The organism is Flavobacterium endoglycinae, from assembly GCF_017352115.1.
GTDB lineage: Bacteria > Bacteroidota > Bacteroidia > Flavobacteriales > Flavobacteriaceae > Flavobacterium > Flavobacterium endoglycinae.
In genome coordinates this window covers 1248566-1260429 of record NZ_CP071448.1, presented here as the reverse complement: position 1 = coordinate 1260429, position 11864 = coordinate 1248566, and the positions used below count along the sequence as shown (strand labels likewise).

7 protein-coding genes are annotated in these 11864 nt (G+C 36.4%); all 7 read left to right on the top strand.

Going from position 1 to position 11864, the window contains the following annotated elements; genetic code table 11:
* Positions 1-97: 97 nt before the first annotated feature.
* The 7 genes from J0383_RS05405 (at position 98) to J0383_RS05375 (ending at position 11858) form a co-directional block, all read left to right on the top strand.
* A complete protein-coding gene (locus tag J0383_RS05405) occupies positions 98-1063 on the top strand; it encodes a glycoside hydrolase family 130 protein (RefSeq protein ID WP_207297424.1) in 966 nt (321 codons plus the stop codon).
* Between the two features lie 8 nt (positions 1064-1071).
* Positions 1072-2139, top strand: coding sequence for a carbohydrate-binding family 9-like protein (locus J0383_RS05400; protein ID WP_207297423.1), 1068 nt, complete (start codon positions 1072-1074; stop codon positions 2137-2139).
* A 7-nt stretch (positions 2140-2146) separates the two neighbouring features.
* Complete coding sequence (locus J0383_RS05395; protein WP_207297422.1) at positions 2147-3226, top strand: putative glycoside hydrolase; 1080 nt, start codon at positions 2147-2149, stop codon at positions 3224-3226.
* Between the two features lie 180 nt (positions 3227-3406).
* Positions 3407-4429, top strand: coding sequence for an isoaspartyl peptidase/L-asparaginase family protein (locus J0383_RS05390; RefSeq protein WP_207297421.1), 1023 nt, complete (start codon positions 3407-3409; stop codon positions 4427-4429).
* Positions 4430-4644: 215 nt separating this feature from the next.
* The gene (locus tag J0383_RS05385) at positions 4645-7785 is read left to right on the top strand and encodes a glycoside hydrolase family 2 TIM barrel-domain containing protein (RefSeq protein WP_207297420.1); all 3141 of its coding nucleotides are present in this window, start codon (positions 4645-4647) and stop codon (positions 7783-7785) included.
* A 6-nt stretch (positions 7786-7791) separates the two neighbouring features.
* Positions 7792-10110, top strand: a complete 2319-nt coding sequence (locus tag J0383_RS05380) for a glycoside hydrolase family 20 protein (protein WP_207297419.1) — start codon at positions 7792-7794, stop codon at positions 10108-10110.
* A 263-nt stretch (positions 10111-10373) separates the two neighbouring features.
* Positions 10374-11858: an alpha-L-fucosidase gene (locus J0383_RS05375; RefSeq protein ID WP_207297418.1), complete on the top strand. Its 1485-nt coding sequence runs from the start codon at positions 10374-10376 to the stop codon at positions 11856-11858.
* The last annotated feature ends 6 nt before the right edge of the window (positions 11859-11864 follow it).

Sequence of the window (11864 nt, the reverse complement as noted above, 5' to 3'; positions counted from 1 at the left end):
TAAACTTTTACATACTGACGCCCCTTTTTTGAAATTTTAAAAACTATGTTTCCTATGTGTTTCAATAAAATAAAACAATAAACAAAAAATAAAAAAAATGAGCAGTATTCCTTGGCAAGACAGACCCGAAAACAGTAAAGATGTAATGTGGAGATATTCTGAAAATCCAATTATCAACAGATATGCGATTCCATCTTCAAATAGTATTTTTAACAGTGCAGTTGTGCCTTTCGGCGACGGATATGCAGGTGTTTTCAGATGTGATAATAAAGCGGTTCAAATGAATATTTTTGCCGGCTTTAGTAAAAACGGAATCGATTGGGAAATCAACCACGAACCAATCGTAATGCAGTCAGGTAATACCGATATGATCGAATCTGCTTATAAATATGATCCTCGTGTAGTCTGGATCGAAGACCGTTACTGGATTACGTGGTGCAACGGGTACAACGGACCAACAATTGGAATTGGATATACTTTTGATTTTAAAGAGTTTTTCCAGTGCGAAAATGCCTTTTTACCATTCAACAGAAACGGAGTTTTATTCCCTCAGAAAATAAACGGTAAATACGCCATGTTAAGCCGTCCAAGTGATAACGGACACACCCCTTTTGGAGATATCTGGATCAGCTACAGCCCAGATATGAAATACTGGGGCGAACACAGATTAGTAATGAAACCAAGTCCGTTTGAGCAAAGCGCATGGCAGTGTACAAAAGTAGGAGCAGGACCAATTCCTATTTTAACTAACGAAGGCTGGTTAATGATCTACCACGGAGTTATCAATACCTGCAACGGTTTCCGTTACGCAATGGGATCAGCACTTTTAGATATAGATTCTCCAGATAAAGTAAAATACAGAACACAGCCTTATTTGTTAGGACCTGCAGAGATTTATGAAATGGTGGGAGATGTTCCAAACGTAGTTTTCCCATGTGCTGCTTTACATGATACAGAAGAAGATAAGCTGGCAGTTTATTATGGTGCAGCAGATACAGCAGTTGCGATTGCTTTCGGAAAATTAAGCGAAGTAATTCAGTTTACAAAAGATAACAGTTTATAAAAAAATCCATGTTTCTAAAATTTAAGTGGTTAACAATTGTTTTAGTTTTTTCTTCGGCACTCGTTTTTTCGCAGCCGAAGAAAAAAACAATTGTGCCTAAAACGTACACAGCCTCAAAAATCACAAGTCCCATTGTTATTGACGGAGACGAATCTGATCCATCATGGAGTAAAGCAGAATGGACAGATCTTTTTGAAGATATCGAAAATGATGTAAAACCAAAGTACGCTACAAAAGTTAAAATGCTCTGGGATGAAACCAATTTTTATATTTTAGCAAAGATTGATGAGCCGCATGTTTGGGCCAATTTAAAGCAGCGTGACACCATTATTTTTTACAACAACGATTTTGAAGTTTTTATAGATCCCGACAGCGACACTTTTAACTATTACGAATTAGAAATAAACGCCTTAAACACTGCTTGGGATCTATTTTTATCAAAACCATACCGCGAAGATCTTGTGGTTTTAAACGACTGGAATATTCCCGGTTTAAAATCGGCAGTTAAAATTCACGGAACCCTTAATAATCCTAATGATACAGATCAGGGCTGGGTGCTTGAAATGGCGCTTCCGTGGTCTGCTTACAAAACTTCCTATTACGATCAAAACGTTCCAGCCGATAAATTCTGGCGTGTAAACTTCTCAAGAGTAAACTGGGATCATTCTATTGTTGATGGTAAATACGAACGCAAGAAAGGCGCTGACGGAAAATTTCTGTCAGAGTACAACTGGGTTTGGTCGCCAATGGGCGTTATAAATATGCATGAACCTGAAAAATGGGGTTATGTTTATTTTTCTACAAAAGAAGGAAAAGATACCTTTACGATTCCGCAGGACGAAAAAGTACGATGGGAACTTTACAATTTGTACAGATCCCAAAAAGAATACAGCCAAAAACACAAAGTCTGGGCGAAATCATTGACAGATCTAACAAAAGAAACGATCAAAGTCGATGGCAAAATTTTAAAACCAGTATTAGAAAATCATGCCTCTGGATATAATATTTCAGTAAAAAGTCCTTTTTCAAACGAAACATTCATTATTAGGCAGGACGGCAAAATAATTTCAAAATAAACTAACTATGAAACTACCAAAACTATTACTTTTTTTATTGGCATTCAGCATTTTTTCGTGTGCCAAAAAAGAAGAAACAACCACCTTTAAATTTGGAGTATGGACAACCGCTGATGCTAAAAAATCAGATGCTGATTATACTGCAGAATTCAAAAAATACAAAAGCGGCGGTATCGACGAAGTATTAATCAATACCACAACAGATCCAAAACTTTTAAAAAGATTAGTGCCTCTTGCCACAAAAGAAGGCCTTAAAGTGCACGCCTGGATTATGGCCATGAACAGACCGGGAGATTCTGTTGCTTTAAAACACCCAGAATGGTATCAGGTAAGCAAAGAAGGAAAATCATGCTTTGATAACCGCCCGTATGTAGATTACTACCAATGGTTATGCCCAACCAGAAAAGAATCAAGAGAACACGTTTTAGCTTTAGTGGAAGAACTGGCAAAAGTAGAAGGAATCGAAAGTGTGCATTTAGATTACATTCGTTTCCCAGACATCTTTTTACCAATCAGTCTTCTGCCTAAATACAATCTGGTTCAGGATGTAGAATTACCGCAGTTTGACTTTTGCTACTGCGATGAATGTGTAAAAGCATTTGAAAAAATCCACCATAAAAATCCAAAAGAAAGCCACAATACTTCTATCGATATGGAGTGGAAAAACTTCCGTTTAAATGCGATAAAAGCAGTGGTTAACGATGCATACGCAATTGCACACAAATACAACAAACAATTAACGGCAGCTGTATTCCCTTATCCTGAAATGGCAGACCACATGGTGCGCCAGCGCTGGGACAAATGGAACATCGACGAAGTATATCCAATGATTTACCACAGTTTTTATAATGAAGAAATTGACTGGGTTGGCTATGCAACAAAACAAGGAGTTGATGATTTAGAAGATAAAAAGACAAAAATCAATACAGGAATTTATATTCCAGGATTGAAAAATGATAAAGAATTAAAAGAAGCAATTTTACTGGCAAAACAAAACGGCGCTGTTGGTGTTTCTTTCTTCGACGGAAATGCTTTATCAGAAAGCAATTTAAAAACGATAAAAGAGACTAAAGAAAGTTTAAAATAGTATTTTTAAACACGTAGAAACATAGGTTTAAATTTGTGTCAAAAAGAATGCAAAAGAAACAAGTTTTCACACATAGTTATGTTTAGTAATGTGAGTGAAACGCCTTTAAGATTTCGAAATCTACGTCTCTGTGTGCTAAACAAAAAATATTTAACGGTTCCATTTTAAAAAGTAAACAGCATGTCAAATAGAAGAGATTTTATCAAAAAAACAGCTTTAGGCGCGGCAGCGTTAAGTTCAGTTGGCTTTAGCGGATTTGCAAAAGAGAAAGATGAAAAAGAAGAAGTTTTAGAATTTTCTTCAAAAAAAGTAAAAAAGCCAATCGTTATTTCGACATGGAATCACGGATTGCCGGCCAATCAGGAAACATGGAAACAGCTTAAAGCCGGAAAATCACCTTTGGAAGCGATTGAAGCTGGAATGAAAATTCCTGAAGCAGATCCGAATGTCCGCAGTGTTGGTTATGGAGGATATCCGGATCGCGAAGGAAAAGTAACCCTTGATGCCTGTATTATGGATCACAACAGCAACTGCGGTTCTGTTTGTTTTCTGCAGGGAATTAAGCACCCAATTTCGGTTGCTAAAAGAGTTCTGGAAAACACGCCTCACGTTATGTTAGCCGGGCAGGGAGCTTTGCAATTTGCTTTATCAGAAGGATTTAAAGAAGAAAATCTTTTAACTCCTGAATCAGAAAAAGACTGGAAAAAATGGCTGGAAGATTCAAAATACAAACCGGTTATTAACATAGAAAACCACGATACCATAAGCATGCTAATGTTGGATCAAGACGGAAACCTTTCGGGAGGGTGTACCACTAGTGGTGCTGCCTGGAAGATGCACGGCCGCGTCGGTGACTCCCCAATAATCGGCGCGGGTCTTTTCCTAGACAACGAAGTAGGAGCCGCAGCAGCAACAGGTTTAGGCGAAGCCGTAATCAGAACTGCCGGAAGCGCTATGGTAGTCGAATTAATGCGTCAGGGAAAATCGCCTTATGATGCCTGTAAGGAAATCACAGAGCGTATTTACAACAAACATAAAAACCATAAAGACATGGAATATCTTCAGGTTGGTTTTATTGCTTTGAATAAAAACGGTGAACATGCCGGTTACAGTTTACGATCAGGTTTCAACTTTGCTGTTTCTGATGATGAAAAAGGACACAGAATGGAAGATGCCAAATTTAAAATGTCTTGGGATAAATAGATTACGCAATATTTGTCATTTCGACGTAAGGAGAAATCGCACACGTAATTCGACAAAGATTGACGAATTGCTTTGAGGAATTTCTAGTGCGATTTCTCCCTTTGGTCGAAATGACAAACAGGAATAAAAATTTTAAAACACATAGAAATATAGATTTTTCTCTCACAATCTATCCCGATGTTCATCGGGGCTATGTGTTCAAACAAAAACAAAGAATGAAAAAAATAGTATTCATAACAACCTTACTAATTTCCTCAGTTTTATCCGTTAGTGCGCAGGAAAAAGTTCCGTTCTGGCAGAATGAAAAAATCAATGAAGATAATAGAGAGCCCATGCACGCTGCTTATTATGTTTTTGAAAATGAAACAGCCGCTGCCAAAAACAACTGGAGAGAATCTAAAAACTATTTGGACATCAACGGTGCTTGGAAATTCAAATACGTTAACAAACCAGCCGATCTTCCAAAGGAATTTGAAAAAAGCAGCTTTAACGATTCATCATGGGATAATTTTAAAATCCCGGCAAGCTGGGATGTAAACGGTTATGGATATCCGGTGTATGTAAACACCACTTACGATTTTGATTATTTAATGGCACCAAATCCACCGTTTGTGCCAACCAATTATAACCCGACAGGAGTTTACAGAAGAGAAGTTACCATTGATAAATCATGGGAAGGAAAAGACATTTTTCTTCACATTGGTACAGCAAAATCAAACTTAACAGTTTGGGTAAACGGAGTGTATGTAGGGTATGGTGAAGACGGAAAATTACCTTCTGAATTCAACCTCAACAAATACGTAAAAACAGGTAAAAACCTCATCGTTTTACAAGTAATGAAATGGAATGACGGTTCGTATTTGGAATGTCAGGACATGTGGAGAATGAGCGGAATTACTAGAGATTCGTATTTAGTTGCGAGAAATAAAGCGCATTTAAATGACTTTGAAATCATTCCAGATTTAGATGCGAATTACGTAAACGGAAGTTTGAAAATTTCAACTCAATTTTCAAATGTAAATGCAAAAGACAATTATAGTTTAGAAGTACAATTAAAAGACGGAGAAAAGGTTGTAGCTTCAAAAGTTATTTCCGCTTTAAGCGAAAAACAAACATTTGATTTTGCAGTAAATAATCCGAAGAAATGGAGTGCCGAAATTCCGAATTTATACCAAGTTTCTTTCCTTTTAAAAGATAAAAAAGGAAACGTTGTGGAAGTAATCAATCAAAACGTTGGTTTCAGAAAAGTTGAAATTAAAGGTGGACAGCTTTTAGTAAACGGAAAAGCGATTTACATTAAAGGAGTAAACCGCCACGAAGTTGATCCCATTACAGGACAAACGATTTCTAGAGAAAGAATGGAACAGGATATTAAACTAATGAAAGAGTATAATATCAATGCAGTGAGAATGTCGCATTATCCAAACGACGAATATTTCTACGAGTTATGCGATAAATACGGAATTTATGTTGTGGATGAAGCCAATATCGAATCTCACGGAATGGGTTATGATATTACCAAAACGCTTGGAAATAAACCAGACTGGGAATTGGCGCACCTTCAGCGTATGCAGCGTATGATCGAAAGAGATAAAAACCATAGTTCAATCATCATCTGGAGTATGGGGAACGAAGCTGGAAACGGTTACAACTTCTACAGAGGTTATTTATGGATTAAAAACCGTGATAAATCAAGACCAATTCAGTACGAAAGAGCAACAGCGGGCGCTTGGGACGGAAAAGATTTAAAATTCGAATGGGATTCTGATATTATCGATCCAATGTACAGTTCTCCAAACAAAATGGAAGAATATATTTTGGCAAACCCAAATCCAACAAGACCTTATATTCAGTGCGAATATGCGCATGCAATGGGAAATTCGATGGGGAATTTTAAAGATTATTGGGATGTCATTCGTAAATATCCAAACTTTCAGGGCGGATTTATTTGGGACATGATCGATCAATCAGTTTATAAAAAACTGGATAACGGAACTACGATTTTAGCGTACGGAGGAGACTTCGGACCAAAAGACGTAAAAAGCGATAACAACTTTGTAAACAACGGCGTTTTTACAGTCGATAGAAAACCAAATCCGCATGCTTTTGAAGTAAAAAATGTAATGCAGAACATTTTGACTTCTTGGGGAAATCAACAAACGGCAACTATAAAAGTATACAATGAATTTTCGTTTAAAGACTTAAGTAATGTAGTTTTAAACTGGAAATTGGTTTTAGATGGAGTTGTTCAAAATTCAGGTAAAATCGATTATTTAGCGATTGATCCCAATCAGTCAAAAACCTATGAATTACCAATTAAATTAGGAGATAAACAATTTCAAGAAGCTTTTATCAATATCTCTTATACTTTAAAACAAGAAGAGCCATTCCTGCCAAAAGGTTTTGAAATTGCCAGAGAACAATTGGCTTACAAAGGCGAATGGAAAAATGATATCACCTTAAAAGGAGAAGGAAAAATTACAGTTGAGAAAAAAGCAAATGCGACCGTTTTTAAAAGTGATAAAGCCGAAATTACTTTCGATAAAAAAACAGGATTTATTAACGGATATTTATTCAATAACCAGCCAATTATAAAAGAAGGGTATCAATTACGCCCAAATTTCTGGAGAGCGCCAAACGACAATGATTTTGGAGCAAACTTCCAGAAAAACTTAGTTGCTTGGAAAGAAGCAACGGAAAATCCAACGCTGGTAAACTGGACTTTCGTTCCAACAAAAGACAATAAAATTGCAGTAAAAGCAACGTATAGTTTGCCTCAGGTAAATTCAACAGTTGAATTGAATTACGAATTGAACAGCAACGGAGAATTAGTGGTGAAAGAAGTTTTAAATATGGATAAAACGAAAGAACAGCCAATGCTGCCAAGGTTTGGAATGGAAGTCATTGTTCCGAAAGAATTCAGCAATTTAACCTATTACGGAAGAGGACCGCACGAGAATTATATTGACAGAAATTACAGTTCAGAAGTTGGACTTTACAATCAAACCGTTTCTGAGCAGTATTATCCGTATATCCGTCCGCAGGAAACCGGAAATAAAACCGATGTCCGCTTTTTAGAATTAGTAAGCGATAAATTGAAATTAACCGTAACATCAGATAATTTATTAGCGATTACTGCTTTACATTTCTTAAACGAAGATTTAGATGATGGTTTAGAAAAAGATCAGAGACACGCTGCCGAATTGAAAGAAAGAGATTTAACAAGCTTAAAAATCGACTACAAACAAATGGGAGTAGGAGGAATCGACAGCTGGCAGGCATGGCCGATGGAAAAATATTTGCTGAAAGACAAAACGTACCAATACCAATTTAAAATAACACCTTCATTAAAATAACAGATTATGAGAATTATAAAATCTTATTTGATAATCGGTTTTCTTGCTCTTGTGACTTCTTCGTATGCGCAGAAAGTTTTCACAGAAAAAGACATTCGCATCATCCCGAAACCGACTCAGACTTTTATAAAAACAGGTGTTTTTGAATTTACAAAAGATACAAAGTTTGTTGTAAACAGCGATTTTCAAAAAGAAGCTGTAAATGCTCTGGCTTCTAAATTTGCCATTGCAGCCGGATGGAAACCTGAATCTGTGGCAAAAGCTCCAACAAGCAATTTTGTTCAGTTTAAAGTTGATCCAAACTTAAAAAACGAAGCCTATATTTTAGATGTAAACCCAAACAGCATCGTTATTTCGGCGAAAGGAAATGCAGGTTTTATGTACGCTTTAGAAAGTATCAGACAATTACTTCCTGAAGCCATCGAAAGCCAATATGCGATTACATCTGCAAAATGGCAGATTCCAAGTGTGACGATTAATGATGAACCACGATTTAAATGGAGAGGTTTAATGCTCGATTTATCGCGTCATTTCTTCGATAAAAATTATATTCTGGCAACAATCGATCGTTTGGCAATGCACAAAATGAACGTTTTGCATCTTCATTTAGTAGATGATCAAGGCTGGAGAATTGAGATTAAAAAATACCCAAAACTAACAGAAGTTGGGGCGTGGAGAGTTGATCAGGAAAACTTATCATGGAACGCCAGACTTGCTGTAAGCCCAGATCAAAAAGGAACTTATGGAGGTTTTTTTACTCAGGAAGAATTAAAAGAAATTGTAAAATATGCGGCATCAAAAAACATTGAAGTAATTCCAGAAATCGAAATGCCGGCTCACGTAAGCAGTGCGATTGCATCGTATCCAGAATTGGCTTGTTTTGATCAGAAAATTGGAGTGCCATCAGGAGGATTATGGCCTATTACCGATATTTATTGTGCTGGAAAGGAAACTACTTTTGAATTTCTGCAGAATGTATTAGATGAAGTCATGGAAATTTTTCCTTCAAAATACATTCATATTGGCGGCGACGAAGCAACTAAAACAAATTGGGCAAAATGTCCGTACTGCCAGAAAAGAATCAAAGACAACAACCTTAAAAGTGTAGAAGAATTACAAAGTTATTTTGTAAAACGAATCGAAAAATACATCAACTCAAAAGGCAAAAGAGTAATTGGCTGGGATGAAATTTTAGAAGGTGGTTTAGCTCCTGAAGCAACGGTAATGAGCTGGAGAGGAATGAAAGGCGGCATCGAAGCTGCAGATCAAGGTCACGACGTGATTATGACACCGGAATCTCCTTGCTATTTCAACTTTTACCAAGGTCCGCAAAACGAAGAACCTTTAGCTTTTGACGCTTACAACCCATTAAGCGAAGTATACAAATTTGATCCTGTAGTTTCGACCATGACACCTCAGGAAGCGGCACACGTATTAGGAGGACAAGCTAATTTATGGGCAGAACATCTATCATTGCCAAAAGATTCTGAATACATGATTTTCCCAAGATTAGCGGCTTTATCAGAAACATTATGGAGCCCGAAAGAAAAAAGAAACTGGGATGATTTTACAACAAGATTGTTTTCATTATTAAAACGTTACGATTATTTAGGAATCAATTATGCGAAAAGTGCTTATTTGGTAACCGCTTCTTCTACAGCCGATTTAGCAAATAAACAAATCAAAGTAGAACTGAAAAATGAATTTCCAAATCCAGACATTCGTTATGTTTTGGGTGATAAAAGTATCGAGCATCATGCTGTAAAATATACAACGCCAATTGAGATTACAGGAACGACAGTTTTAAAAGCTTCTTTATTTCAAAATGATAAGCCAGTAGGAAAAACATACACAGATACCATTATTTTCCATAAAGGATTTGCTCAGAAAGTAAAATACTTAACGCCTTACAATCAGAACTATAAAGGTGATGCCAATACCATGGTAAACACAATTAGGGGAAGTAAAAATTTCCATGACGGACAATGGCAGGCTTGGTTAGTAAATGATATGGAATTGGTAATTGATTTCCAAAAACAGGAAAGCGTAGAAGAGGTATCAGTAGGAACTTTAGAAAGTCAGGGAGCAGGAGTTAATTTTCCTGTTGAAGTAAAAGTATTGGTTTCTAATGATGGAATTAAATACAAACAGGTTGGGAAAATAACGCGTCCGTACGCAGTAAATCCGCTTCCGGAATTGAAAGATTTTAAAATCAGTTTTCAAAAACAAAATGCACGCTTTGTAAAAGTAATTGCAGGCAACTTAAAGAAAAGTCCAAAAGGAGAAAGTTCCTGGATTTTTGTGGATGAGATTGTAGTGAATTAAATTTTTTTTAAACACATAGAAACATAGGTTTTTTTATGTGTAGAAAGAAAAAAGAAACTAGTTTCTAAAACATAGCATTGAACATAGCCCAAAGTTTCAACTTCGGGTTCACATAGCAGTTAAGTCTAGTATGCCCTTCGCAAATGTGATTTTTCCTCTGTCGAAATGACAAAAATTAGGAGAATTGGGTTAAAAAATATCTCAATCGTTAAATGTGATTTTTACAATTAAAATAAAAAACAAAAACTATAAATAGAATAAAGATGAAAAAAGGAATATTCATAATCGCGATGTTATTTTCGGTTCAGATGTTTTCGCAGGCCATTTATGAAGATGAGCGCTATGTACCAGAAACAGACCCATTAGTGTTGAAAAATTTAGAAGAATGGCAGGGGAAAAAATTTGGTTTACTAATGCACTGGGGAACTTACAGCCAATGGGGAATTGTAGAATCATGGTCGATCTGCCCAGAAGATTACGGATGGTGTGAACGTAAAAAAGGAAGCAATCCTGCAAATTACAATCAATACATTGCCGATTATGAAGGATTAAGAAAAACGTTTAATCCAGTAAAATTTGATCCTGCAAAATGGGCAAAAGCAGCTAAATATGCGGGAATGAAATACATGGTTTTCACTACAAAACACCATGACGGATTTAACATGTACGATACTAAATATTCTGATTATAAAATTACGAGCAAAGATGTTCCTTTTCATACCAATCCAAAAGCAGATGTTTTAAAAGAGATTTTCAACTCTTTTAGAGGAGAAGGTATTTCAACTGGAGCTTATTTTTCGAAACCAGACTGGCATAGTGAATATTACTGGGATCCGTATTTTCCACCATTTGACAGAAACGTAAACTACGATCCGTCTTTATATCCAGACAAATGGCAGAAATACGTTGATTTCACTCACAACCAAATCTTAGAAATCTTAACGAACTACGGGAAAGTAGACATTTTATGGTTAGATGGAGGATGGGTTAGAAAAAGAGACCAAGTAAACATCAAAGAAAACTATGACGAGAAGTTTACAGAAAACGAATCTAAAAACGGTTTCATTAAACATAGAGTAGTAGATCAAGATCCTAAAATGGATGAATTGGTGATTAAAGCACGCCAAAAACAGCCAGGTTTAATTGTTGTAGACAGAGCCGTTCACGGTAAAAACCAAAACTACTTAACTCCAGAAGGACGTGTTCCTGCTAAAACATTGCCTTACCCATGGGAATCTTGTATTCCAGCTGGTGGCGGATGGTCTTATACTCCAGATGCGACCTATATGACAGGAAGACAAGGTATTCACATGTTAGTCGATATCGTGGCAAAAGGTGGAAACTTGTTATTAAACGTGGCTCCAAGCCCGGAAGGAGAATGGGATAAAGGCGCTTACGATTTGCTACAAGCATACGGAGACTGGATGAAAGTAAACAGCGTAGCGATTTACAACACAAAACCAATCGAACCTTATAAAGAAGAAAACATCTGTTTTACACAAAACAAAGCAGGAAATGTATTTGCATTTTATTTAGCTAAAGAAGGAGAAGATAAAATTCCAGCAGAAGTTACAGTGAAATCTATCAGCCCTAAAAAAGGAACAAAAATTACCATGTTAGGTTCTAAAACTTTTTTAAAATGGACAAAAGAAGGAAACGGATTTAAAGTAATTATTCCAGAAAGTTTAAGAAACAATCTTCCTGCAAAAGAAGCGTGGACTTTAAAAATCGAAGCGATCAACAGATAAGAATGA